Origin of the sequence: Paraglaciecola sp. L3A3, from assembly GCF_009796765.1 — a bacterium.
Lineage (GTDB): Bacteria > Pseudomonadota > Gammaproteobacteria > Enterobacterales > Alteromonadaceae > Paraglaciecola.
Genome location: NZ_CP047023.1, coordinates 2133335 through 2160322 on the forward strand (window position 1 = coordinate 2133335; position 26988 = coordinate 2160322).

Genomic DNA, 26988 nt, shown 5'->3' on the forward strand with positions numbered 1-26988 from the left:
TCCTATAAACTGTCATTACGAATGTAAATATTATGCAAAGTGTTAATATAATGTTTGTATTTTGTTGTTCTTGGTGGCAGATTTAAACCGTTATTTTTATCTATAAATTTATTTCCATGGCCGGTTTTAACTAGGCTTTTAACAATGCCAAGTAAGGGAATAGTATTCTTGTCTAATAAACGTGGTCAATTTTTAACTCTATTAAGCTTGTTACTTGCCTGTGTTGCAGTGGCCAGTGTTATATATATTGCTCAGCTGAATCCTTTAGATGGGATTGAAGGGCAGGGCCTTGGTCGATTTTTGGGGCGTTTCCATCCGCTAGTTTTACATTTTCCTGTTACTTGTTTAATTCTCGCTGGTTTATTCGAGCTAATGGCTCACGTCAAGCTTTTTGCTTTTCTAAAACGTTTAGTTGGCCCTATATTATTTTGCGCCGCGTTCAGTGCTGTATCGACCGTTGTGTTGGGGCTTTTATTAGCGGCCAACGAAGGACATCAAGGGGCATTAATCGAACGTCATAGAATGTTTGGTATAACTGTTGCGGTGTTGTCTTGTGTGGCTTGGGTGATGTATGTGTCTGCACAAAATCAACTGGCGATAAAATTGATGACGTGGGGATATAGAGCCACACTGTTTGCCGCAATTTGTATGATGAGTTTAGCTGCTCATGATGGAGGAGCGCTTGTACATGGGCCAAACTATCTAGCTGAACATTCACCCAAAATATTAGTACCTATATTAACCAACCACTTACCCGAAAATAACGATCTGCTGTTACAAAATAGTGACTATGAAAATCAGACCAAACATTACATTTCAGAAACTACCTTTAATCGTTTTGATACAGAGGTGGGCTCTTTAGTTGAAGGTTATTGTTTGCGTTGCCATGGCGAGAGTAAACAAGAAGCTAATTTAAGACTCGATAAAGCGGACCCGTCATTTAATCATTTTAATAGCCAGCATGAATGGCAAAGAATATTAGGTGTGTTGGGTTCACATAAAATGCCACCTGATTCAGCTAAACAACCCTCTGATCGACAACGAATGACTGCCATTAATTGGATCCAAACTGCCTTAGAGGAACATGCATATAGCAGACGAGCGGATATGGCCAAAGCTCCTTTACGTCGCTTAAATAAACGAGAACTTAACTATACCTACCAAGATTTGTTTAATGTGGATCCTGACTTTGTCAGTCAATTACCTGCCGATCCTAAATCAGCTCATGGTTACGATAATGACGCGCAATTGTTGATGGTGTCTATGTCTGATATTAGCGCTTATCACGATATTGCTCGTCAAGCTGTTAACCGTTACGTGAAGTTCGGTAAACGGCAACCACAAAAAACCGAAAAATACTTTGTTGAACTAGAAGATGTTTATCATTTTGGGCGAGCTGAAGGTGATAGATTGTCATATGAAAGGGCTGGACAACCTTTAACTGATGCTGAACTGGCTACAATTAAACAACAAGGTAAAACACAAAAGGTAATTTATCGTCAACGAACTTATGGGCCTTTACCCTATGGTGATATTCCCCAAGGAAAATCTAGTGCTGGGGAAGGTCGTGGTTTTGCCCGTTTACATGAACAATTTATGTTACTACGTACTTCAAATACTGTAGGAGAAGTAGTGGTTAAAGTAAATGCAGCTATGACTCCAGGTAAACAGGGGGACACCAGTGTGCCTCGCTTAAGGTTAGAAGCTGGTTGGCGAAACGAACAAAGCTTACGAGTTAAGAATGTCGGTGAATATGATGTTACCCAAGATTTGACCAATCCACAAAGTTTTGAGTTTCGCTTTAGATTAGAAGATGTAATTGAGCCGAAAATGGTTAGGGGGGATCATCAATCGCACGATCGCTGGATATTACTGGTTTTATCTAATGTCTCCAGACATGCAGATGGAGTCTTTGCCGCTTCTATTTACGGTCAGTCAGACTTTAGTCTTCCTTCGGCCAGTACTGTAGGCGAAGCTTTACAACAGCAAGGCAAAAAAGCCAAACAACAACAAGAATCTGGGATCAAACAGTGGCGAGATAAACAAACCCCTATGTTGTATCTCGACTCACTGCAAGCAGAAGTCATTCCAGTGGAAGCTGGTGGAACGAGCCCATGGTTTATCAAGTATCCAGGTCAAAATACCGGTTTAGATAAAGAAAAAGCTCGCCTTAAAAGTGTTCTGCTAACTTATTTACCTAAAGTGTTTCGCAAACAACAGGTCAGTCAACAAACTTACTTAACCTACTTGAATTTATTCGAAAAATTGAGAAATCAAGGAGACAGCTTTACTGTAGCGGTAAAAGAAACTATGGCCGCAGCTTTGATTGCACCAGAGTTTTTATATATTGGCTATGGCCAAAATGAAGCTGGTTTTGATCTGGCTGAAGAGCACGAAAATGAGCTAGATATTAGGCTGCGTTATGATAATCAGTACCTAGCCTCTCGCTTATCCTATTATCTCTGGTCATCTATGCCAGATGATACTTTAACCATGTTGGCAGATAAAAAACAATTAACTGATCCTGCGGTATTAGCTGAGCAAGTGGAACGTATGTTGGCCGATCCTAAAGCACAACGCTTTACTCAAACCTTTGCCAAACAATGGTTGCAGTTAGCCAAGCTAGAAGATGTTACTGTTTCGCCTGATATCTATCCCGAATATGGCAATGAGTTAGCGCAATTAACCATTCAACAATCTGTGGCGACTTTTCAAGATATTTTTCATCATAATAGAGACGCTAGAGAGTTATATTTTTCTGATCATATGATGTTGAATCAACAATTGGCTCGATTATATCAAGTGCCTAATGTGAGTGGTGGCGACTTAATTCGGGTTAAAACCGATAGCTATCCACCTCGTTTAGGATTAATGACTCAAGCGAGTGTTTTAGCGATGAATTCTGATGGCGAAGACTCTCATCCGATTAAGCGGGGAGTATGGATGTTAGAACGATTATTTAATGATCCACCACCACCACCGCCGCCTTCTGTACCTGAACTCGATCCTAATAATCCTGTTTTAGCAGGCTTAAGTCTGAAACAAAAAATTGAACATCACCGTAAATTAAGTGGCTGTTCTGGCTGTCATGAGAAAATAGATCCCTGGGGGATTTTGATGGAAAACTATGACGCGACAGGTATGTGGCGTAATGAAGTGAGTACCTATAAAAAAGTAGAACTTGATGAAGCTGAGCGCAGACGACAACGTAAAAGACATGTGATGCAAGTGGTTAATAAAATGGAGGTTGATGCAAGCTCAATTCTACCAGACGGCACTACAGTATCTTCTGTTGCAGACTTATCTACATATTTACAACAACATAAGCAAACAGAATTAATGCAGGCGCTAGTGCAACATATGATGATGTATGCTTTAGGCCGGGATTTAGATATTTTAGATGAGCAAGAGTCAGCGGTTATTTATGCCGCTTTTCGTGCATCGGGCTATAAATTGTCTAAATTAGTACAAGCTATAGTAAATAGTGACGGTTTTACCAATCGACAGTTGCAATCTAAGCAAACAAGCGGCAATAAGGAGAAAAAAGTTGGCTAGTAATATTGTAAATTTTAATCGACGTACTTTCTTAAAAACAGCAGGATCATCGTTATTGTTGCCCGCTTTACCTTCTATTGCGACTAGTAATAAGTCAGGCATCAGTACTGCCACACAAGCTAAACGTTTATGTTGTATCTTTTTTGGTATGGGGGTGTCTTTGCCGCCAGAAGATCATGTAGCTTACAAAGATTGGCACTGGTTTCCCAAGGAATATGGGGCAGATTACACTTTTAGTAAATCGAATATCGCCCTTAAACCTTTTAAACAACAGATTAGTTTTTTATCAGGCTTATCTCATCCTCGTACTCGAGGGATTTATGCCCACTCAACAGGGGGCTATTTTCTAAGCGGCGCTGATCCACTGACCCCTGCAGGAAACTCAATTTCAGCTGATCAAGTGTATGCCATGCATGTAGGTTCACAAACTCGGTATCCTTTTATTACTATGGGCTCTGAAGGTGGTTTAGGAGACTTCCGTCGACCCAATACCATGTCTTACAATGCAGCAGGTCAACCCATTCCATCCCTTGGCGATCCACAAAGTGTTTTCCATGAGTTATTTGGTGAACAAAAAGGTGACAAAAAATCCATCGAGCAATCGTTTACTCGTAATCGTTCGATATTAGATGCAGTGACACCAGATTTAACACGTTTGCATAACACTATCGCCAGTGAAGATAAGTCTAGATTAGAGCAATACCTCACTGCTATTCGTTCTTTAGAGAGTCGCCAACAAAAAGCACAAGAGTGGTTAGATGTGCCCAAACCGCATGTGGATGCCAATCAATTCCAACTAGATATAGATCCTATTCAAGATGGGCCAACTGCCTTTATCGATAGCATGTATCAATTAATTCACACTGCATTTTTAACTGACAGTACACGGACAGTGTGTTACCAAAAAGTCAAAGAAGCGGCGGGGGGATTGGCTGCAAGGTTTCCTGAAGTGTTGGGATTGCCTCATCATCACCAAATGTCTCATGGGTTTAATGAAGAAGGGGGCTACGAGCGTTGGGGCACCTATGATGCTTTTTTAACCCAACGTTTTGCTGGATTTTTAAAGCTAATGGCTGAAACAGATGATCCTTATGCTGAAGGTTCATTGTTAGATAACACCATAATTTTGTATGGCTCGGGAACGAGTACAGTGCATAATCCCCGTAATTTTCCTTTGATCGTCGCTGGTGGCAGTAATTTAGGTCTAGCTCACGGCGCCCACCATAACTTTGATGAAAGTATACCTATGACTAATTTGTTGTTAACTCTGTTACAGCAGCTGGGTACACCGGTGGATAAATTCTCTAATAGTACAGGGCGAATTTCACAAATATTGGCTTAAGCTCAACCGGGCTTTGTTAACTGTACTACATTAAACAATTGACAAAGTGGGCGATTCATAACAAAATTTGTTTACATAAAAACAATAATATTTAAACATTGTTATGCCATTTTCTTATTTACAGCACTCCCTTTGTAAAGTCGATATCAAAAAAGCAGTCATGCTTTGGTTCGCCTTTGCTGTTTTTGTTAGCTTCAACGCTATGGCCAAACAGGACGTAAAACACCTGAATTGGGCTCATGTCTATGAAACCTCTGAACCATTACATAAATGGGCGGTTTGGGCCGCAGATGAAATCAACAAACGCACAGAAGGGCGTTACAGTATTGATGTGTTTCCTGTTTCAATTATGGGTAAAGAAGCCGAACTTAATCAAAGCTTAAGTTTGGGCACCTTAGATATTATTTATACCGGCACCAGTTTTGCTGCGCAAAATTATCCGCCTATTGCCTTACCTGATTTACCTTATGTTTATCGAGATTTCCAGCATTGGCAAAAATTTAATGATAGTGATTTGTTCGCTGAGCTGGCAGAAGGATACAGGTTGGCTTCACGAGGAAATCGTATTGTTGGCAATAATTATTATGGCCAACGACATGTTACTTCGAATAAGCCAATTAAAACTCCTGATGACATGATAAACCTAAAATTGCGTGTACCTAACGCGACTATTTTTAAAATGTTTCCTTTGGCCGTAGGCGCTAACCCTAGTCCCATTGCATTTTCAGAAGTGTATTTAGCTTTGCAACAAGGAGTGGTAGACGCACAAGAAAATCCATTACCTACCATTAAAGCTAAAAAGTTTTATGAAGTGCAAGAGTACATTAGTTTAACTGGGCATTTACAAGGTACTGTGCTTTCTGTCGCCAGCGACAGATTATGGAATATGTTATCAGATGTGGATAAAGCTATATTCAGCCAAGTGTTTAAAGAAGCGGCTGAGAAGGTGTCAGCTGATACCCGTCAATCAGAAAAAGACTTGATCGCTTGGTTTGAAGAACAAGGAGTAACTGTTTTGACTGTTGATCGAAACGCTTTCCGCGAAAAAGTGTTGCCTACTCATGTAGAAGCCAAACAAAAAATAGGAGCCGATCTGTATGACAGACTACAAAACATCCGATGATCCCGAGCAGTTTAATGCACTGAATTTTGAAATTGAGGATGATGAACCTTTTTCTTATGCTGATTTCGCCGTAGAAGACTGGCTTGCCTTTGTTTTATTTTGGTTGTTGGCTATTACCTTGTTTTCACAATTTCTTAGTCGTTATGTATTTTCGTCACCCTTAGGTTGGACTGAAGAACTCGCTCGATACCAGTTAGTGGCCTTAGGCTTTATTGGCTCATGTATGGGCGTGCGTAAAAATACCCATATTTTTGTCAGTTTATTCCATCGTTGGATGCCAGCCAGTTTATCGCTGAATGTGTATCGGTTTATTGCCTTGTGTAATTTATTGTTTTTATCAGCCTTAGCTTATTTTGCATGGCAAATTATACCTCTGCTTGAAATTCACAAAATGGCGTCTTTAGATGTGCCTGTTAGTGTACTGTATTCAGTGGTGTTTGGTGGCTTGGTGCTGATGATTTTTCGCTCAATACAACATTTATTTAAGATGTTAACGTCAGGCCCTGATGCCATTGCCAATAACACTCAAAAATCTTTAGATTAGGCTGAATTAACTTATGGTTATTGCAATATTATTAGTGTCTTTGTTCATTATGATTATGCTGGGTTTTCCTGTGGCATTTGCCTTAGCAGGGTCGGCTTTATTAGCTATTTTATATGATGGACAAGTGCCAGAATTAATCGTTTTACATCGTATGGTTGGCGGTATGGATAGCTTTCCATTGTTGTCTATTCCGTTCTTTGTTTTAGCGGGTGGATTAATGAATTCATCCGGTATTACCAATCGTATTTTTAATTTTGCCAATGCGCTAGTGGGTTGGATGCGTGGTGGTTTAGGTCATGTCAATATCAGTGCTTCTATTATGTTTGCTGGTATGTCTGGTGCTGCTGTAGCCGATGCTGGTGGTTTAGGTGCTATCGAAGTGAAAGCCATGCGTGAAAAAGGTTACGACGCTGGATTTGCTGTGGGTATTACCGCGGCATCTTCTACTATTGGACCAATTATCCCCCCCAGTTTACCTATGATTATTTATGGCGTGATGGCGGGAGCTTCTATTGGCCAATTATTTGCCGCAGGGTTTATTCCTGGTTTATTAATGGCTGTGTCTTTGATGATTATGGTGGCCTATTATTCGAAAAAACGTAACTATCCTAAAGATGCAGGGTTTAGCCCAATTCGTTTGGGTAGAACATTCAAATCAGCTTTCTTATCTTTACTGACCCCAGTGATTATTATTGGGGGGATTTTATTTGGTGTGTTTACTGCTACCGAAGCTGCAATTGCCGCTGCGGTTTATTCATTATTTTTGGGCACTGTAGTTTATCGTTCTTTAAGTATTAAGAAGTTGGTTAAAGTGAGCATGGAAACCATAGAAACCACCAGTATCATTTTGATGATTATTGCCGGTGCCGCGATTTTTTCTTGGGTATTAACCAGCCAACATGTGACTGAAGATTTCACCCGCTGGATGTTAACCATCACTGACAATAAAACCTTATTGTTGTTAATGATCACTTTTATCCTATTTGTGGTGGGTTGTTTTATGGAAACGATAGCAGCGATCACCATTCTTACCCCAGTATTATTACCTATCGCGGTTAGTCTAGGCATAGATCCCGTACACTTTGGTGTGGTCATGGTACTTAACCTAATGATTGGCTTATTAACACCGCCTGTGGGTATGGTGCTGTATGTCTTGTCTCGGGTGACTAAGGTGCCCTTTGAAGAATGCGCGAAAGCAACCATACCTTTTGTGATCCCTCTGGTTATTGTCTTGCTCTTGGTGACTTTTATTCCGCAACTTTCTATGTGGTTACCAGGCTTGATTTACGGATAACATCTTATCGACTACTCATGGCGTTTATCTAAACGCCATTTCCTCACTTTTTGCACATTTGTCTGTTTTAATCATTATGTACCTTACCGAATATTTCATTGAGGTGAAGGAGGCAAGGTAATTTTGAGTTTGGTACGTATTCTAAATTTAAAATAATGAGGACATATTATGATTGATTCAATTGGCGGCGGCGCAGGAATGCCTCCTCCGCCTCCTAGAAGTGGTGGCCAACAAAGTTTAACTGAAGAGCAAACCTCTTTAATTGAAGAAACTTTAGCGAATTACGACGCCGATAATTTAACTGAAGCCGATGCCGCCAGTATGGTTGAAGCCTTTGCTGAAGCAGGTATTACACCTAGCCGTACATTTGCTGATCAATTAGCAGGAGTCGGCTTTGATGCCAGAGAAATAGGCGAGTTAGCAAAAGCTTCTGGTCCAGAAGCGGGTCAAAGACCACCGCCACCTCCTGCAGATGCTGCATCTAATCTGGATTTGACTTCTGCTGTTGATTATCTTGAAACTTTGTTTGAAGAAAAAGCAGAAACAGAAAATGATAACACTAGCATTACCGCTAAACTGGCTGAGAAGTTTGGTTTGGCAGAAGGAGAATCTTTAGTCAATATCACGGTATAAAGTAAGTTTATAAAAGGCCTAAATATCTATTTATTCTCAAATAGATATTTAGGTTTCTTATATCTGTACTACTTTTTTAAAGGCCGCGGCGAATTTTAAAGCCAGCGGCGTACTTTATTTTTATATGCAATATATTCTGCAGCAAACTTCGTTTCAATTATTTGCTCTTCCGGTTTTATTTGGAATTGATTCATATAAAGTATATAGATGGGAATAGTGACAAACCCTAGTATATTTTCGAATCTTAATATCACTCCGATTAATACCAATAACATGCCTAAATACATGGGATTGCGAGTGATACGATAAATGCCTCCTGTCACTAACCTAGAGGCTTTATTGGGATTATGTGGGTTAACACTGGTTTTCTTCTTCCGGAACTCCCACACACCTAATACCGCTATTACACAACCTATCATCGTTAAGATATAGGGTGAATAAACTGTATTCATTGACACTATGAAAACTAGCCCACTGCGCTTAAGAAAATACACTAATAAAATCAATACTAGTAATACAAGCACAGGTGGAACTTTTAGCTTAAGTTTATCCATCTGTTTACTCTTTATTTTTATACTGACAGCTTATTTATTAAGTTAAAAATAAGCAGCCACAATAAGCTATTATTAATGGTTAAGTGCGAGTGACATCCACATATATTTTTAATTTCTGACCTGGCTGTAAATATTTTTTCAGTTTACTTTGGTTCCATTTTTCTAAATCTTTTACTTTCACTTTAAATTTACTGGCAATTCGCGCTAACGAGTCTCCGTTGCGTACCGTATAAGTTAATGTACGCATTATTGAGTCTTGGTTTGCTGTTGTGCTGCTTTCTTTTTGCCAAATGACTAGTTCTTTACCTGGTCTCAGCGGATCTGTGGGAGCCATACCGTTCCATTTGGCTAGACTGCGCAAATTAACCTTATATTTTCGGCTCAGATCCCAAAATGTATCGCCACTTTTAACTTTGTGGGTCAATTTAGATGAACCACTTTTAGCTGATTGAACTTTAGCTAAACGTTGTTCTTGAGATAAGGTGTAAGCATCTAAAGATTTAAGGGCAACGGGAATGATTAAGTGCTCCCCAACACGGATCATGTTTCCTTTTATTTTATTCACATCACCGATTATATCTGCCGTGGTGTGATATTTAGCTGCAAGTTTAAGTAAACTGTCGCCACTTCTCACTTTATGTCTTACCCAATTTAAACGGTTTTTGTTATCGGTTTTTGCTAGCTCAGTTTCAAAACTTTCAACTTTATCAATAGGTAATAACAAGTTGAATGGACCATCTGGATCCGTAGCCCAGCGGTTAAATCCAGGATTCAAAGCATGTAATTCTTTTAACGTCAGGCCAGCCATTTCTGCTGCTAAAGCTAAGTCAATTTGTGAACCTATTTCTACTTCTTGAGTAATGGCTATATTGTCAATGATTGGCCACTCAAATTGGTATTTGTCACTGTTAGCCAATATGTCGGCTAGGGCTAATAATTTTGGCACATAAGCTTCAGTTTCTCGGGGTAAATCTAAAGACCAAAAGTCTGTTGCTTTGTGTTCCTTTTTGTTTTTCTTTATTGCTCTGAGGACACGTCCTTCACCACTGTTATAAGCTGCTAGAGCATGATACCAATCACCATCAAACATTTTTAATAGGTAATTAAGGTAATCAATAGCCCCTTGGGTTGAGGCTAATACATCACGACGGCCGTCGTACCACCAAGTTTGTTTCATTCCAAAACGTTTTCCTGTGCCTGGAATAAACTGCCACATACCTGCTGCACGACCATGAGAATATGCAAAGGGGTCAAAGGCACTTTCTACTACAGGCAGTAATGTCAGTTCCAATGGCATATTTTGTTGTTCTAATTGTTCAATGATTAAATACAAAAATGGTTTAGCTCGTTTGGCTACACGCTGCATATATTCTGGATGTTTTAAGTACCAGTTACGTTGTGCTGCAATTCTTTTGTTATCGGGATATTCGAACTCAAGTTGTGAACGCACTCTGTGCCATAAATCTTTAATTTCTTCTTCAGCAGCAGCTTCGACAATTTCATCTGGCACTACTACTGCGACATCAACTGGATCTACTGGGTGAGATATTGGAAACGTACCTTCATTGGCAGAATCGCAATCTAAATCTTGTTCGGCGTGTTTTTCTGATTCAGAACAAGTAAAAGCCATGTGATCTGGAGGGTTCTGAGCTTGTTCTGCATCTTGTTGTGATGAATCGGCTGTAAGTTGGCAAGCAGACAGTAGGCTAGCCAGTATAATTATAGCGAGAGAATGGGTACGCAATTTATTTCCCTAAAAAATATTATTATTGTTGAATGGCGATGAAACACACATTTTTTATTCTAATTTTGAGTGTGTTTCATTTTAGATAGTTCATTTTACGGATTAAAAATTATCTTTCCACCCTCTTAAGGCAGTAAACACTGCTTGTGGTGAATTTAACTGCTGTTGACAATGCTGTTGGACTTGCTGAACTAACTCTGGACTATCACAACGTAAAAATGGATTAATAGCTATTTCTTTGTCCAATGTAGAGGGCAGGGTAGCTTGTTGCGCTGCCCTTTTATTTTCAGCCCACTGTTTATATTCTTTAAGTGTTTGATTATTCGGCTCGGCTGCTAACGCAAAATCAATATTGGCTAAGGTATATTCATGGGTACAATAGATTTTAGTGCTGGCGGGTAAACTTGCCAGTTTTTGTAATGAGTCATACATTTGTACAGGTGTGCCCTCGAACAATCGACCACAACCCGCTGAAAACAATGTATCGCCACAAAATAATCCTATCTCGCAGTAATAGGCAATATGATCTAGTGTATGTCCCGGCACAGTCATCACTGATAGTGTCAAATCAAACATATCCAGTAGAATTGTTTGTGTATCTACTAATCTATTGTTTATTTGTGTGATTTTTTCATTTGTTGGACCATAAACTGGTATGTTGGGATAAGCGTTTAATAGCTCATCGATTCCGCCAGTATGATCCCAGTGGTGGTGGGTAATCAGTATGCCGGCTATAGAGAGTTGTTCAGCCTCACAATATGCTAATACTGGAGCCGCATCGCCTGGATCAACCAGTACACAATCTGTTTGATTACGAATACACCAAATGTAATTATCATTGAAGGCTTGAATAGGTACCACGTTTAAAGACACTTTAATCCCCTTGTGACATGAAATTTAAACAATATTAGATTACCATACAAAATATGAAACCAGCGTTATTCCCAAATACTTTAACTCCTCCTGCTTCATGGCAAGACTTACCGCTTGGTAATCAAGTCAAGGAATTGATTGAAAACGAATTGTCTGAGGTCAGTCGAAAATTCTTTGGTTATCATTTAATCCGTCTTGGCAATTTAAGCAGCCAAATTCAATTAGTTAATTGTCCGATTAAACATCAGGTAAATGTGACCAGTGACCAACAAACCCATACGGGGTTATTGGCTAAATCGACAGCTTTGCCTATTGCCGAAAAAAGTGTCGACACTTTTTTGTTAACTCATGAGCTGGACTTTTCTGATGATCCTCATCAAGTGTTACGAGAAGTTGACCGTACTATTATGCCTAATGGCTATCTGGTGTTGTCGGGATTTAACCCTTTTAGCTTGTGTGGTTTATTTAAATATTTGCCCATTAATAAAGGTAATGTATTACATGATGCGCGCTTTTTCAGCTGTGGCCGAGTCAAGGATTGGTTACAACTGTTAGGTTTTGAAATAATAGAAAGTAAACATTTATTATTTAATGAGTTGTTTTTGCGCAGGCCAATACATACCTCCTCAAAGTGGAATACATGGGGTTCTGAGCATTTAGGCATGTTGTCTACTTTATATGTGATTGTGGCCAGAAAACGGGAAATTCCTTTGTCTTTGATAAAACCTAAATGGCAAACCAAACCTAAATTTTCAGCGGTGAACGCTAACGCTAATGCTCGAACTGGGATATCACATAAAAATATTCTTTAATTACTTTTTATGTGACTTATTTGAGTAACATATTGCAATGTGATTAAATTTAATCACATTGCGAAAAGTGATTAAATTAAGTAGCATTGCGCCATGTGATTGTTTCTAAAACTCTTGAGCAGGATTAAAATAGTGGATAAAAAAATCATAGCTGTTTTAACGGGTGACATAGTCGGCTCACAAAAAATTGCCCCGCAAAATTATGACAATATGTTGTATACCCTAGAAAGCACCTTTGCAATGTTGGCCAACAACACAGAGATTACTTTTGATCTGTTTAGAGGTGACTCATTTCAGGCCATTTTTACTGATGCGAAAATGGTGATAAGTTCGGCCATTATATTAAGACTTGCGCTTAAAATTGCTAAACCTAGTTTATCTGCAAGACAAAGTATTGGTATAGGTCAGGCTACTTCGTTACGCTCTGACAGCAAAATTTCCACCGGACAAGCTTTTGTCTTATCGGGAGTTGGCTTAGATAATATTAAGAATAATCTGCTGGCGGTACATAGCCATCAACCTAGTTTTCAACTTAAGTTAGCGCTCTTGACTCGGTTTGTCGATAATCATTTAGCTGGCTTAACTGTGATCCAATCTGAAGTACTACTTTGTTATTTAACCGCAATAGATAAATCTCACGAAGCGATTGCTACAGCTTTGAATAAAACCAGAAGTAACGTGACACGGATCCTTAATACCAGCCGTTACCAATTAATTGTGGATTATATTCAACACTTTGAAGATTGTGTGGCAGAGGAGTTTTTACATGCCTGAGTTAACCTTATTGGCAATATTAATATTAGGCCATGTTATTGGTGATTTTTATTTACAGCCAAGTGGGTGGGTAAAACAACGTTTAGCCAAACATTATAAATCTGAAGATTTGTATTATCACGTGGCGGTGCATGGCGTCATTACTTTATGTGCATTTGTTTTATTCAGTAAACAAGGTGTTTGGGCTTGTTTGCTATACAGCCTAATTGTGTTGTTTAGTCATTTATTAATTGATTTAGTGAAATCCTATAGTAAGCAAAACACAGTGACATTTTTGTGCGATCAATTGGCCCACCTATTAATCATTGTGGCGGTATGGGCAATGGCTACAGGAAAATTAACAGAATTATTTTCTTTGTTGTCAGTGCAAAATATCAGCTACCAACAGGCAAGTATTGCCATTGGTTATTTATTGGTACTTAAACCTTCGTCTATTGTAATTACTATGTTGTTACAACCTTGGAGCAAAAAGTTAAAAAATGAAGCAGAGTTATCAGCTACCCAAACAGACGGTGACTTACAATCTGCGGGAAAACGAATTGGTTACTTAGAAAGAATACTCATATTAACCTTTATTTTATTAAATCAGTTTTCTGCCATCGGCTTTTTATTAGCCGCTAAATCGGTATTTAGGTTTGGTGATCTGAGTCGTGATAAAGATAAAAAAATGACGGAATACGTGATGCTGGGTACCTTAACCAGTTTTACTATTACTATTGTGGTGGGCTTAATGGTAACCGGCATTGCCAGCCAGTTACCTATGGGTAAATAAGTCGCTTATTTTAACTAAGTGTCAATACCTATAAACCTAAGTCTGACAAACTAGGGTGATCGGCAGGACATGTACCAAGCGGCCAAAAAAACTTTCGTTCTGATTGTTCAATGGCTAAATCATTAATGCTAGCGAATCTATGGGTCATTAACCCTTGCTCGTTAAATTGCCAGTTTTCATTGCCATAAGAGCGGTAATATTGGCCTTGATCATTGTGCCATTCATAAGCAAAACGCACAGCAATACGGTTGTCGCTATGAGCCCACAATTCTTTGATCAATCGGTATTCGTGTTCAGTTGCCCATTTTTTGGTTAAAAAAGCATGGGCTTGTGCGCGGCCAATAGGAAACTCATTACGGTTTCGCCAAATGGTATCTTCGCTGTACGCCAATACTACTTTATCTGGGTTGCGGTTATTCCAACCATCTTCAGCCATACGTACTTTTTGCACAGCTGACTCATGAGTAAAGGGAGGCAAAGGGGGACGTGTGTTAGCTGTTATGATGAGAACCTCTTCATTGTTAGATAAAGTAATTAATATTAATAAAAAGTAGACAAACCTGTCTACCTGTGTAGATTACAGTTGGTAGACAGACTTGTCTATACTAAATTTGCAAAAGATTTTTGGAGTGATTTTCTAGGTGTGATTGGGTATTAATATTTGGTGATGAACTGAGGGATTAGATGGGCATTAATTATCAACGTAGTTAACAAGTTAAGGCCTTGTTAGGTAAGGCCTTAACTTGTTATGAAAAAAAGCCCGGTTTATTTAACTTTCATACCCGGTTGTGCGCCTTCTTCTGGATTTAATATCCATAAGTCTTCACCACCTGGGCCTGCGGCTAATACCATGCCTTCTGACAGGCCAAAGCGCATTTTTCTGGGGGCTAGGTTAGCCACCATAACGGTTAACTTACCTGCTAAGTCTTCAGGTTGATAAGCAGACTTGATACCGGCAAACACTTGGCGAGTTTCGCCGCCTAAATCTAACTCTAAACGCAATAGTTTATCGGCTTTTTCAACATGTTCCGCTTTTGCTATACGGGCAATACGCAAGTCGATTTTGGCAAAATCTTCGAAACTAATGGTTTCAGCGATTGGATCTTTAGCCAGTGGGCTGTCTGGATCTAATTGTGCCCCTTGTGGCTCAAGCGCCTCTAGATTTTCTTTTGAATCTTCTACCATAGCGTTAACTTTATCCATGTCCACACGTTGTAATAAGGCTTTAAACTTATTGATGCTGTGATCGGTTAATACTGATTGTGAACTTTCCCAACTAAGGGTGTCATTTAAAAACAGCTCTGATTGTTCTGCTAGGGCAGGTACCACAGGTTTTAAGTAAGTCACCAATATACGGAATAAGTTAATGCCTAAAGAACATACGTCGTGGGTAAACTGCTGCTTGCTTTCGTCTTTAATTGTTACCCAAGGCGCATTTGCATCGATAAACTGATTAGCTTTATCGGCTAATGCCATAATTTCGCGGATAGCACGACTAAACTGACGTTTTTCAAAGGCTTCAGCAATACTGGTTTCGGCTTGATGAAATTCAGCTACTAGCTCAGGCTCAAGTACGTTGGTCGATAACTTACCGTCAAAACGTTTAGTGATAAAACTGGCACAACGACTAGCGATATTCACCACTTTACCCACTAAATCAGAGTTCACTTTTTGCGCAAAATCTTCAAAGTTAAGGTCAATGTCTGTCACCGCATCACTTGATTTAGAGGCAAAGTAATAACGTAAATATTCAGGATTAAGATGATCTAAGTAGGTACGCCCTTTAATAAAGGTACCTTTTGACTTAGACATTTTGGCACCGTTAACTGTAACAAAACCATGTACATTAACGCCTGTCGGTTTTCTGAAGCCGGCACCTTCTAACATGGCAGGCCAGAATAAACAGTGAAAATAAGTAATGTCTTTACCAATAAAATGATAAAGCTCAGCGTCTGAGTCTTGTGCCCAAAACTCGTCAAAGTTTAAGCCGTCTCTATCACATAAATTTTTGAAGCTTGCCATGTAACCAACAGGAGCATCAACCCACACATAAAAGAATTTGCCTGGCGCATTAGGAATTTCAAAACCAAAATAAGGGGCATCACGACTGATATCCCATTGCTGCATACCTTCTGCAAACCATTCTTTAAGCTTGTTGGCTATTTCGGGTTGAATTGCACCACTTTGTAACCAGCCTTGCAACATATCTTGAAATTGCGGTAAATCGAAAAAATAATGTTCAGAATCACGTAATACTGGCTCGGCCCCTGATACCACAGATTTAGGATTTTTTAATTCTGTTGGGTCATAGGTAGCACTACATACATCACAGCTGTCGCCATTTTGATCTTCAGCGCCACATTTGGGGCAAGTGCCCTTAACAAAACGATCAGGCAAAAACATATTCTTTTCAGGATCGTATAACTGGCTAATAGTACGTTGGCTAATATAACCTGCTTCATTCAAGCGGTTGTATACTAGCTCACATAATTCTTTGTTTTCGTCAGAATGGGTAATGTGGTAATTATCGTATTGCACATTAAAATCGAGTAGATCTTGGTAATGTTCATCACGGGTTTTGCCGACCATTTCTTCTGGCGTGATCCCTAACTGCTGAGCTTTGAGCATAACTGGAGTGCCATGCGCATCGTCAGCACATACGCTGTAACATTGATGACCACGCATTCGTTGAAAACGAGTCCAGATATCCGTTTGAATATGCTCTAATAAGTGACCTAGGTGAATGGAGCCATTGGCATAGGGCAGGGCACTAGTGACTAATATTTTTCGTGAATGCTGTGTATTCGTTTGTGACATTGTATTGTTTGTTTGACTTGTTAGGAAAAAGGGCGCAAATAGTAGCGAAAATAAGCGATCATTGCATTACGAAATTAGCTTTGTATAAACAAAAAGAAGGGTTGACATGTTATTTGGTGCTAAAAACGACAAAACAAAAGAGAAACAACAGAATATGCAAAAAATCACCCAGTGTTTGAGTACGTTTTTTACACTGACGGTTGAACAAGTGGCAACTTGGCTAACAATCGAAAAACAAACAGTGATAGTGACTTTACCTTTTGTCTGTTTGTCTGAGCATCAAGATTTGTTAGCTGCACTAAAGTTGGTGGTTAACGAACAGCTATCCATTAAAATTGACACGCAAGTCAGTGCGCTACCCACTAAACTGCCGAAAATTCCGAATATTAAAAATGTGGTTGCCGTAGCCTCCGGTAAAGGTGGTGTGGGTAAATCTACCACCAGTGTCAATTTAGCCTTTGCCTTGATGGCCGAAGGCGCCAAAGTAGGGATTTTAGATGCGGATATTTATGGACCATCTATTCCCCTAATGTTAGGTAATGGCAAGCAAAAACCTACCAGTAAAGATAACAAAAGAGTTGAACCTTTACAGTCTCATGGCTTAGTTGCCAGCTCTATTGGCTATTTTGTATCTGCAGATGATGCCACAGTGTGGCGCGGCCCTATGGCCAGCAAAGCATTGCATCAATTGGTTAACGAAACGGCTTGGCCTGAATTAGACTATTTAATTGTGGATATGCCACCAGGTACAGGAGATATTCAACTGACCTTAGCGCAACAAATACCGGTGAGTGGTGCTGTGATTGTCACCACTCCTCAAGACTTGGCTTTGGCCGATGCCACCAAAGGCATAGCTATGTTTAACAAGGTGCATACCCCAGTGTTAGGCATAGTAGAAAACATGAGTTATCACCAATGTGTTAATTGTGGCCACCAAGAAGCGATATTTTCTGAACATGGTGGTGACAAACTCGCAGAAAAATATCAACTGCCTTTGTTAGCGCAATTGCCACTGAATATACAAATTAGACAACATGCTGAAGGCGGCACGCCATTGCAAATAGCTGAGCCAGAAAATATCTTAAGTCAAAGTTATCGACAATTAGCCAGACAAACTGCAAAATACTGCTACTTAAAAGGCTTACGGGCCTAAATATTGCTTTTAATCAAAAAGCCTATCGGCCTACAACCAAGAAAATAACTAACGAGAAAAGCTAATGCGCTTATGCGACAAAGACATTTACCAACATTTATTAGACGGTAAAATTAAGATCACTCCACAGCCAGATTACACCGAAATAAGTGGCGTGACCGTCGATATGCGTTTGGGTAGTAAGTTTCGTGTATTTGAAAGCCACAGCGCACCATACATTGATTTGAGCGGTCCTAAAGCCGAAGTACAAGCCGCACTGAATGATGTAATGAGTGACGAAATTGAAATCGCGGCTGACAAGTCATTCTTTTTACATCCAGGTGAATTAGCCTTAGCCGTCACCTTAGAATCGGTAACCTTACCGGCCAATATTGTCGGCTGGTTAGATGGTCGTTCATCTTTAGCTCGCTTAGGTTTAATGGTGCACGTAACTGCCCACAGAATTGACCCAGGCTGGTCTGGTAATATTGTTTTAGAGTTTTATAACAGTGGTAAATTACCCTTAGCGTTAAAGCCTGGGATGAAAATCGGTGCCATTAGTTTTGAAGTATTGTCTGACTTTGCTGAGAAACCTTATAACGCACGTCTTGATGCTAAATACAAAAATCAAGAAGGGGCAATCGCTAGTCGTATTAGTGCTGACGATAAATCGTCATAGGATTTTTCTTTTTTAAGAGCATGCGCTGCGCGCACAGAGCATGGCTTCGCCACTTATGCGCTACGCTTATGGCATCCATGCCTTTTTTCAAGCCGCATCCCTGCGGCCCGATTTACTTCTTTTCAACAGCAAAAAGAAGTAAACAAGAAATGCCGCGCTCCAAACAAATTCCTATTCCATAAAATTTCTGGCTTCTATGTCAGAATGGCAATAAGCCGCTCCCAGCTATAAAAGATTGCCTTGTCCAGATGTCCATATCTGGCCATCTGACAAGCCAATAATTTGATGGGGAATTTGTAGTCGCGAAAAAATCAAAAGCATGGCTGCGCCACAAAGCATGTGTTGCGCGCAAAGAGAGAGGCTTCGCCATTGACCCCGTGCAAACTCAATTTTAGTCATTCCGGTAGTCTTTTGAGCCGGAATCCATTCTTTTAAAAGCAAAGAATTTATCACAGAGTTACACAGAGGTTAAAAATGCGGCTGCCCCGAAAAAGTCAAAAGCCTTAAACCACAGAGGCTGCGCTACACAGAGAAAAGCAGAATACTACAGAATGAGGCAGACTTGGCAGTTGAGCAAAAGAATTCAAGCGACTCACTAATTGTTACTATGCCTGTCCTTGTAACTAATCCCCTGTCCTTGTAACTAATCCTGTCGTATTCCTCTTACGTCATTCCGGTGAGCTTTTAGGCCGGAATCCATTTCTTTTGAAGTAGATAAAATAGTTTGGGGCAGTTTAAAACTCTTGTTAGTGAATAAATTGAAGTTGGAATTGAAATCAGAGTAAAAATAAGCCACTTCACTTCCCCAGTATAATTATTTTAACAGTTTGTTTTATAACATTTTTTATTTTAATTCAGGCTTAAACAGACATAGATTTAACCCTAATCTTAGTTACTGCAGAATGTATCGCTAAAAATTTGTTCTTTGCAGTTGTGTAAGATTATGAAAAGATAGAAAAAAGCAATTTGTTGGGAATAAAATAGGGCGGTTAATAATTTGGATTTAACCCGACTTCCGACTAATAACTGTTAGGCATACGATGAATTCTGATGAGTTGATTTCAATTTTGAGTAAACATTCTCTTAAGAAAGAGATAATTGAATCTGACTCTATTGTTATTGATTTAGACCTAAATGGTGACGACTTAGACGAATTATATTTCGACCTTATCGACAATTATGGAATTGATTTAAAGGGTATAGGTAATCTTGAAAGTTGCTGTCATTCCGAAGGTGAGCTTCTTGATCTGCTTTATCTATACAAGTGGTTAATGCATAAATTTGGATTACGTAAAGAGCCTGCGAGACGAATATTACAACAGTTACTTGTATCGGATTTAATTAAGTTTGTCAGGTCTCAGGAGCGGAATGCCTAACAAGTTGCCTAAGTTAGCCGCAAAAAACAACTTACCAATACACCCAAAGTAGTAAAATACTCAATTGGTGACTGTTTAAAGTGACAGCCATGATTATTTGGGGCTGTTTGGATAACAAGGTGAAGGGTCGATAATATGATGACCGGTGCCGTGTTTAACATGGAAATATCGCCCATATGGGCTGATATACATGCGAATAAAATCACCCTTGATACAAGATCCGCTATTCCTTGATTTTAAAGTAAACAGCACATGTTTTGCCTTTAGGGGGAGCTCTTGTCTAAAGTACAATTTCCCCTAAAAGCATTTAAAACGTCTTTACCGATAATTATCTAAGGGCTTCAATCGCCAAACTGAAAACGTAACCCTGCGTTAACTGTAAAGCCATCATTGCGTGACCAAATATCTGTGGTCCAGCGGCCACTGGGGGCTTGTTGTGGCAGCAGCAGTGACTCGTGTTCCGTTTGGCGCACATTTAACAAATTTTCGGCGTTCACAAAATAGCTGATTTTTCCTATGGTAATTTGACCTAGTAACCCTAAGTGCCAATAGGCCTCGCTGCGATTTCTGTAGGGATTATTTTCTAGCTCTTGGGTACCGGTATAATAAGCTTCAAAACCAAGCAAATGACTGCCATGTTCTTCCCACATAATCACTAGACCGGCTGAGTGTTCTGGGGTTAGAGCTAATGGCTGGCGGCCAATGCCAGACTCTGCTTCTTTAGTGGCGTCTGTGTATAAGTAACTACCGGTAAATTTAATATCTTGCCACTTATAACGTAATAATAATTCCGCGCCGCGAATTTCACTTTCGCCCATGGCATTAACGATACGCACTTGTTTTTCGGAAAACTCATTGGCGCCATCTATTAGGTCTAACTCCGTGACGTTATCAATATTTGAGGCAAACAATGTCACGCTACTTTCTAGGCTACCCATTGCATAACTCACATCTATGGATGCGGTAGAAGCGCGCTCTTCTTGTAGATTTTCTAGTGGCGCAAGGCGTGACAAACCCACTTCGTCTATGTCTTCAATAAAAGGGCTAGGGGCAAAATAGCCTTGTCCGTATGCGCCTCTTATGGTCCAGTTGTCTGGACTATATAACAAAGAAATACGCGGACTGACTTGAGTGCCGTACTCACTATGCCAATCGGTACGAGCACTAAACGACATAGAAACATCATCACTTGCATCATAATCTAACTGTGAAAATATCCCAGGCACCTTGTACGAGTAATTGAATTCTGAAAAAGTCTCTGAGTCAAAACGCTCAGTTTGTAACGCTGCTCCCACTAACCATGCGGTTTTATCAGAATAGCCAGATAGACTCGATTCGATTAGATAACTTTGGTGGTTATCATCTTCAAGTAGGCTAGCAAATTGATGTTGGTGCTGTTGACCCATTGCCGAGCCACGCACATTGACGTTCATGTCTGCACCCAATGCTTGATCGTAAATAAAACCAATATCAGTTCTTTTAGTGTCTTGAGCTAAGGTAAATCCATTGCCGTCAGGTAGTGTAGCTGTAGCTAGGGTGCCGCCATTTCTTTGTTCAGACATAACACCTAGAGTGACGTATAAATTGGCTCCGTCATTGTCGCTCCAATATAAACGTGGGCGTACACTGCCTCTTTGATAACCCGCTATATCGAGCCAACCATCGTTATCCAAATCTTGTTTTGCTTGGTGATGAACGCCGGCTGTAACGGATGCACTTAAACCCTTGATTAACGGTGCTGCAAAATAAGAGGTAATATCTTGACCGTCTTTAGAGGTAAGATTCACTAACACCTCACCTTCGTATTCATCTCTAGGTGTGCGAGAAATAAGGTTAATCACTCCACCAAGCGCAGAGCCACCATATAAAGAAGACGCCGATCCTTTAATTATTTCTACATTTGCCAAATCGGTAGGGGGAATTTGTAACAGGCCAATGGATGCCGTTTGGCCACCATATAAAGGTAAGCCATCACTCAACAACTGTGTATATCGACCATAAAGCCCTTGCAATCTGATGTTAGCACTACCTAATGCAGGTGACGTGGTTTGCACTCTGACACCTCCGGTTTCAGCCACTAACATAGAAATATTACCCGGGCGCATTAGGGCTTTTTCTTGGATTTCTTCGCCATTGATTATTTCGGTTCGGGTGGCAGATTTAGTGACGATACGCCCTAAACGTGAAGCTCGAACTTGAATGGTTTCCATTTTTGTTTCGTCATGATCATGGTGATGCTCATGTTCATCATGGTGTTTTTGGTCTTCTTGGTGTAGCGGTTTAGCATACTTTTCTGATTGATGATGCTCCTCATTTGCAATACTAAATGTGGGAATTAACAGTATGACAACTGCTGTTATTAACGACGTTTTATACATGGTTACCTCTGGGTGATCTTTGCTAATCATTCAGTACAGACAATAGTCCTACTGAATATCTAAAATATTAATTGTGGGGTGCTTATCAAGCAAAAATAGGGGGGCGGTATAGCAAAGAGGCGAAAGAGATCGTTTGCTCCGTGGTCTGTCTAAAAATTAGCAAGGTGGCAAAGTCAGCGCTTGTTAAATTGTAAAACGTTGGTAGATAAATAATTGATGAACAGGCATTGGCAATACAAATACAATCGAGGTCACAACATTCTACATCACAGCATGGGGTTACTAGTTCAGTATCAATTGAAGTGAGATCTGTAGGTGCTATTCGTTCAGTCACAGCAGAGTGGTGCGCGTCTAATGAATTGTCACAAGGCGTCGTCATAATCAGGGCCATTGTTTGCCCAATAAAAGCAATAAAGACTAGTGCGACTATTGTCCCTTTTGAAACTGCCTTAAACATTTACACCTCTGCATTCATTAAGGGGCGTAGTTTAGGGGGTTATGTTTCAGATGTGAATATCCACAAGTGTATTTTTTATAATTGGAGACCATCACATCAGGATAAGTAACCTGAGTCCTGGATAACAAGTGTCGTTTCAACTTGATTTATTTATGAAATTCAAATGGTTACTAATTTAATTTGCTTTATGAGAACCTAAAGTTTACTCGGTGACGAAATTTTTCGTGCCTAGCAAGGCGGATTGTCGTACGCAATAGCGTGCTATTGTTAGACAATCCAACGCAGTTAGGCGCAAAAAGAGCGTTATCGAGAGGCTCGGCTTATCCAGAATTCAGGTTAAGTAGCATTAATCCACTTTATTTTTAAATCAGAGGCGACAACTAGCCTGACACAGGAGGCTTTAATCTTTTGCTTTTAAGCTCGTCGCTCGAATCTAGCGACTGACTTCAATGGATTCCTGCTAACTACATGCAGGAATAACGGGCTTTGATGTCTGGCAATAATCTTCTCTCTAATTACAGATTTTACCTTTTTTTCTACAACTATTTACAGTGATATTTATTGTGAAGAAATAATAAAAACATGTTTAAATCAATGGTTTACTTTTTATATTTGTTGGTGATTAAAGTAACAGCCATGATTATTTGTTAGAAATAGTTTCAACCCCGTATATACGCAAGATCACGGGTGATGGATGTATTTCCACGGTGGAGTAAATTTGACTAACGAAAAATGCTATATGTTGTAATAAGCTACAGCCTATGCTCAAAGTGGGGTGGATTTACTAGCCTTCGTCCCCGTTTTTAAAAAGGGGATAAGCAGGCTGATGAAACCCATTAATGTAATGAGTTGGCGGTTCAAATCAGTGTTGGCACAGCTTCCCCTGTTGATGAAAATGCTATGACCCCACAGATAAGGTTATTTTTGATATTGATTCGTTAACGATTCTAAATCACTTGCTAATTTATCTAGGCTACTAATTTGATTAGTGATCTGGTGCACACTGTCCACATTACGAGAGGATGTTGCACGTATTTCATCCATGTGACTATTAATTGTCTCGATAGCATTAGATTGTCCTCCAACGGCTTTAGATACATGCCCGCAGCTGATGCCAATTTGTTCAAATAATTCACGATTTTCTTGAATGATTTTTTGGGCAATCCCAATTGAAGCGGAAGATGATTTGGATTGTTCAACAATTGAATTAATCTCTGTTGTGGCATTTTCAGAAGATCGTGTAAGCTCATCCATGATCCCTTGAATCTCATGAGTAGAATTTGCGGTTCTATGAGCTAAGGTACGTACTTCATCTGCAACCACTGCAAAACCTCGTCCTTGCTCTCCAGCTCTCGCTGCCTCAATTGCAGCATTTAAGGCCAGTAAATTAGTTTGATCTGATATCCCTTGAATCGTGGTGAGTGTTCCGGCAATAATTTCTGTATTGGTGGTCAATGATTTGATAACCGCAGATACTTCATTAATATTACTCGCTAATTGAGTAATCTCTTGTTGTGAATTTGATATCACGTCAGCGATCTTTTTGCCATTATGGGCAATTTTTTGGCTAATCTCATTAGCTGCATCTGCATTGGAAACCACATCTGTTGCACTGGCGCTGACATTTTCTAGCTCTTGGGCTACTCGAATAGTACTCTGAGTGCCTAGTTCAACATCGTGCATAGTCGATTCAGCATCTAGCTTTAATTTTTTCGACACATCTCGTAATGCGATACCGTTTTCTGCTACTTCATTGAATACTTTTTCCAATTTATCCACAAACTTGTTATATCCATCTGCGACCAACGCTATCTCCTTCTGCCCTTTGGTTGATAAACGGTAAGATAAGTCTGATTTTCCTTCACCTAATCGTTGAAACAAGCTTGCTAGTTCACTAATAGGCTTAGCCACAGAAGAAGAAATAATATTTGCCAATACAAAACTAATGATAACTATGATTAAAGACCAAATTATAATTGTAAAAATTGCACTATTTATTGATGCAAATAACTCACCTTTAGGGATTTCGGCAACTAAATACCAATCCATACTGGGAATGTAGCCTGTGGCTAATAGTATATTTTCCTTATTGTGTGTTAATTCAACCAAACTAAAGGCTTTCTTTTGCAGTAAATCTGCACCTAGTTCTTTGCCATAATGCTGGGTGAGCGTGGTTTTTGCTTTTACTTGTGAATTACTATGCAATTGAATAAAACCATTTGCATCGAGTAAATACACAAACCCCGTTTTTTCTAATTGATAATTCTTTATCATCTCGACCACATCATCAAATGAACGAGCCGCTCCCGCTAATCCTCGACCATCGATTTGCTGCGAATTAACAAAAAGGTTAGTTTTTCCAGTTCTAGAAGAGGTATGCATACTGACCATATTTTCGGTATTAGTTTCTTTATATGAAAAATACCAGTCGTCAGCTTTGCCTGAGGTTAAGACTCGCTTAAAGCCCTCATGACTCCAATATTTATTGGTTACCTTGTCAGCAAAAGACACTGAAGATAAGCTGTATTCATTTAATAATAGGTTTAACTTTTCAATTAATAACGCTTCGCCTTTAGGGCCTTCACCTTGTTTAATCCAATCATGAATATATGGGTCACTGGCAATCTGCTCTGCAATTAATTGCATTTTATTGATTTGTGAATCGATATCGGAGGCAATTCTGATCACAGTGTTAGGCAACTCAGTATTTAATACTCTCTCAGAAATGGTATTCCGTGCTGTAAAAGTACTCAAGGTCCCTATGGACACCGCTGTTATAACCACTAACAGTATTAGTGTAACAACGATTTTTTGCTTAATTGTGAGTGCTAGCATGGTGCTTAAACCTTATAACGTAAATGATTCACGAGATGACTGAAGTTATTGTATCGGTAGCTAAAATATTCAGAAACAAAAACTTAATACAGCCTAAACGAAAAAGTGAAGAACACAAACTTTAATAAAGTACTTGAGTAACGTGTTTAGCAAATTGTTGTAGAAGGGAATAAAAGAGGCGTATTGAACCTGACTCAGTAAATCATATAAATAAACGGATATACACACAGCCTTTAATATTTTGTTCGCTGTATGTTCAGACCCAACTTATACCAATCCGCTTGAATGAATCTTTTTGTGAAAATAAAGAGCACCACTATTCCTTCATTCAAGCGCCTTAATTAAGCTCATTTAAATTCTCGCTAAGTGCACACTTATCAATACGGATTGGTATAATTATTGAATTCACTAAAACATTACAAATTAATTTTTTGAATTTCGCCAGCACTTCCACCGTAAGTTTGCCCCCCAAAAGAAAATGAGCCCACATCTCTTATGTAATAAACAAAATGCGGTAAATCCCCACCCGAAAAAGTACGATCACCAAACTGTTTTCCATAGGCACAGAAACTGGTAGTTCCAAATGCGTTCCAGCCCTCGGATAAAGCTGCGTTTGGATTTGCAACACCGTTGACCGCTTCATCCTGATCAAGCAGACTATTCCATAAATTGACGCAGAACTGAGTTCCGCTGCCACTGCCTGTAGGCCATTCAGATACGGAATCTATTGGTACAGACCCACCTTTGACTATGACAGGATTGGTACCCCGAACCAAATAAGTTGTTCGCACCAGTGAAACAGAAGATTTAAACGCACCGACAAACGCTTTGGTTGTTGCCAGATTAGCATCATCGGACAAATCAACCATTCTCGGCAAGGCCGTTACCGCTAATATCCCTAAAATAACAATAACAATTATTAATTCAATTAATGTAAATCCACGTTGCATCGATTGACTCCTTCTAGTATCAATTTATTTTGCTAATCAGTACCTATGGTGTAAGTCATTAATTTTTTTACCAAGCACTCAAAATAATTTACCCTAAATTAAATATTGAGTGCAACTATTTACTCTAGAATTTTAATATTCCGTAACCTAATATATTCAACCAAATTTATCTGAGTTAGCGCTCTACTTTGCAGGTGCAATTGGTGGTCGCTTTGATCATTTTTGTATTCAGGTGACAGAGTACCTTTTGGATAATCGATAGATCTATGATGCTTGGAAGAACTGAGGCACTTGAATATACGAATATCTAGTGAGAAATAACTAAAGTCCTTGTAGGAGGTTGT

Annotated in this window: 21 protein-coding genes; 12 read left to right on the top strand and 9 right to left on the bottom strand. The window is 39.5% G+C overall.

The features are described 5' to 3' along the window. Positions 1-168 precede the first annotated feature (168 nt). From GQR87_RS08925 to GQR87_RS08950, 6 genes are all read left to right on the top strand, one after another. Positions 169-3555 (top strand): DUF1592 domain-containing protein, encoded by a 3387-nt coding sequence (locus GQR87_RS08925; RefSeq protein ID WP_158968542.1) that lies wholly within the window; start codon positions 169-171, stop codon positions 3553-3555. Then, on the top strand, positions 3548-4897 hold the full coding sequence (locus tag GQR87_RS08930) for a DUF1552 domain-containing protein (protein WP_158968543.1): 1350 nt from the start codon (positions 3548-3550) through the stop codon (positions 4895-4897). Before GQR87_RS08925 ends, GQR87_RS08930 begins: the two co-directional genes overlap by 8 nt. Positions 4898-5000: 103 nt before the next feature. After that, positions 5001-6020 carry a sialic acid TRAP transporter substrate-binding protein SiaP gene (locus GQR87_RS08935; protein WP_233267438.1) on the top strand — a complete coding sequence of 340 codons (1020 nt, stop codon included), beginning with the start codon at positions 5001-5003 and terminating at the stop codon, positions 6018-6020. Continuing rightward, positions 5995-6564: a TRAP transporter small permease gene (locus GQR87_RS08940; protein ID WP_158968545.1), complete on the top strand. Its 570-nt coding sequence runs from the start codon at positions 5995-5997 to the stop codon at positions 6562-6564. Before GQR87_RS08935 ends, GQR87_RS08940 begins: the two co-directional genes overlap by 26 nt. A gap of 13 nt (positions 6565-6577) precedes the next feature. Then, positions 6578-7858 (top strand): TRAP transporter large permease, encoded by a 1281-nt coding sequence (locus GQR87_RS08945; RefSeq protein ID WP_158968547.1) that lies wholly within the window; start codon positions 6578-6580, stop codon positions 7856-7858. 168 nt (positions 7859-8026) lie between these two features. Further along, positions 8027-8491 (top strand): hypothetical protein, encoded by a 465-nt coding sequence (locus tag GQR87_RS08950; RefSeq protein WP_158968549.1) that lies wholly within the window; start codon positions 8027-8029, stop codon positions 8489-8491. A 95-nt stretch (positions 8492-8586) separates the two neighbouring features. Here GQR87_RS08950 and GQR87_RS08955 read toward each other — a convergent pair whose 3' ends face one another. From GQR87_RS08955 to gloB, 3 genes are all read right to left on the bottom strand, one after another. Next, positions 8587-9045, bottom strand: coding sequence for an isoprenylcysteine carboxylmethyltransferase family protein (locus GQR87_RS08955; RefSeq protein WP_158968551.1), 459 nt, complete (start codon positions 9043-9045; stop codon positions 8587-8589). A 79-nt stretch (positions 9046-9124) separates the two neighbouring features. Beyond that, positions 9125-10789, bottom strand: coding sequence for a LysM peptidoglycan-binding domain-containing protein (locus tag GQR87_RS08960; RefSeq protein ID WP_158968553.1), 1665 nt, complete (start codon positions 10787-10789; stop codon positions 9125-9127). Positions 10790-10891: 102 nt separating this feature from the next. After that, the gene (gene gloB / locus GQR87_RS08965; RefSeq protein WP_158968555.1) at positions 10892-11662 is read right to left on the bottom strand and encodes a hydroxyacylglutathione hydrolase; all 771 of its coding nucleotides are present in this window, start codon (positions 11660-11662) and stop codon (positions 10892-10894) included. Positions 11663-11715: 53 nt separating this feature from the next. Here gloB and GQR87_RS08970 point away from each other — a divergent pair, with 53 nt between their 5' ends. The 3 genes from GQR87_RS08970 to GQR87_RS08980 all read left to right on the top strand — a co-directional run bounded on the left by GQR87_RS08970 (position 11716) and on the right by GQR87_RS08980 (position 14020). Beyond that, positions 11716-12474, top strand: coding sequence for a methyltransferase domain-containing protein (locus GQR87_RS08970; RefSeq protein ID WP_158968557.1), 759 nt, complete (start codon positions 11716-11718; stop codon positions 12472-12474). 132 nt (positions 12475-12606) lie between these two features. Beyond that, on the top strand, positions 12607-13248 hold the full coding sequence (locus GQR87_RS08975) for a hypothetical protein (RefSeq protein WP_158968559.1): 642 nt from the start codon (positions 12607-12609) through the stop codon (positions 13246-13248). Continuing rightward, a complete protein-coding gene (locus GQR87_RS08980) occupies positions 13241-14020 on the top strand; it encodes a DUF3307 domain-containing protein (protein ID WP_158968561.1) in 780 nt (259 codons plus the stop codon). The genes GQR87_RS08975 and GQR87_RS08980 overlap by 8 nt, the downstream gene beginning before the upstream one ends. Before the next feature lie 28 nt (positions 14021-14048). Here GQR87_RS08980 and GQR87_RS08985 read toward each other — a convergent pair whose 3' ends face one another. Together GQR87_RS08985 and metG are read right to left on the bottom strand one after the other, a co-directional pair. Next, entirely contained in the window at positions 14049-14522 is a 474-nt protein-coding gene (locus GQR87_RS08985) for a nuclear transport factor 2 family protein (protein ID WP_199271743.1), read from the bottom strand. 263 nt (positions 14523-14785) lie between these two features. Beyond that, positions 14786-16837 carry a methionine--tRNA ligase gene (gene metG / locus GQR87_RS08990; protein ID WP_158968563.1) on the bottom strand — a complete coding sequence of 684 codons (2052 nt, stop codon included), beginning with the start codon at positions 16835-16837 and terminating at the stop codon, positions 14786-14788. Between the two features lie 106 nt (positions 16838-16943). Between metG and apbC the strand changes: the two genes are divergently transcribed. From apbC to GQR87_RS09005, 3 genes are all read left to right on the top strand, one after another. Continuing rightward, positions 16944-17990 (top strand): iron-sulfur cluster carrier protein ApbC, encoded by a 1047-nt coding sequence (apbC, locus tag GQR87_RS08995; protein ID WP_158968565.1) that lies wholly within the window; start codon positions 16944-16946, stop codon positions 17988-17990. A 64-nt stretch (positions 17991-18054) separates the two neighbouring features. Then, complete coding sequence (gene dcd / locus GQR87_RS09000; RefSeq protein WP_158968567.1) at positions 18055-18648, top strand: dCTP deaminase; 594 nt, start codon at positions 18055-18057, stop codon at positions 18646-18648. A 1040-nt stretch (positions 18649-19688) separates the two neighbouring features. Next, complete coding sequence (locus tag GQR87_RS09005) at positions 19689-20024, top strand: hypothetical protein (RefSeq protein WP_158968569.1); 336 nt, start codon at positions 19689-19691, stop codon at positions 20022-20024. A gap of 341 nt (positions 20025-20365) precedes the next feature. Here the strand turns inward: GQR87_RS09005 and GQR87_RS09010 are convergent, their stop codons facing one another. The 4 genes from GQR87_RS09010 to GQR87_RS22580 all read right to left on the bottom strand — a co-directional run bounded on the left by GQR87_RS09010 (position 20366) and on the right by GQR87_RS22580 (position 26644). Next, on the bottom strand, positions 20366-22402 hold the full coding sequence (locus tag GQR87_RS09010) for a TonB-dependent siderophore receptor (RefSeq protein ID WP_158972946.1): 2037 nt from the start codon (positions 22400-22402) through the stop codon (positions 20366-20368). An 85-nt stretch (positions 22403-22487) separates the two neighbouring features. Next, positions 22488-22859 (bottom strand): hypothetical protein, encoded by a 372-nt coding sequence (locus tag GQR87_RS09015; protein WP_158968571.1) that lies wholly within the window; start codon positions 22857-22859, stop codon positions 22488-22490. A gap of 918 nt (positions 22860-23777) precedes the next feature. Continuing rightward, positions 23778-25613, bottom strand: a complete 1836-nt coding sequence (locus GQR87_RS09020; protein ID WP_158968573.1) for a methyl-accepting chemotaxis protein — start codon at positions 25611-25613, stop codon at positions 23778-23780. A gap of 497 nt (positions 25614-26110) precedes the next feature. Next, entirely contained in the window at positions 26111-26644 is a 534-nt protein-coding gene (locus GQR87_RS22580) for a prepilin-type N-terminal cleavage/methylation domain-containing protein (protein WP_158968575.1), read from the bottom strand. Positions 26645-26988 lie beyond the last annotated feature (344 nt).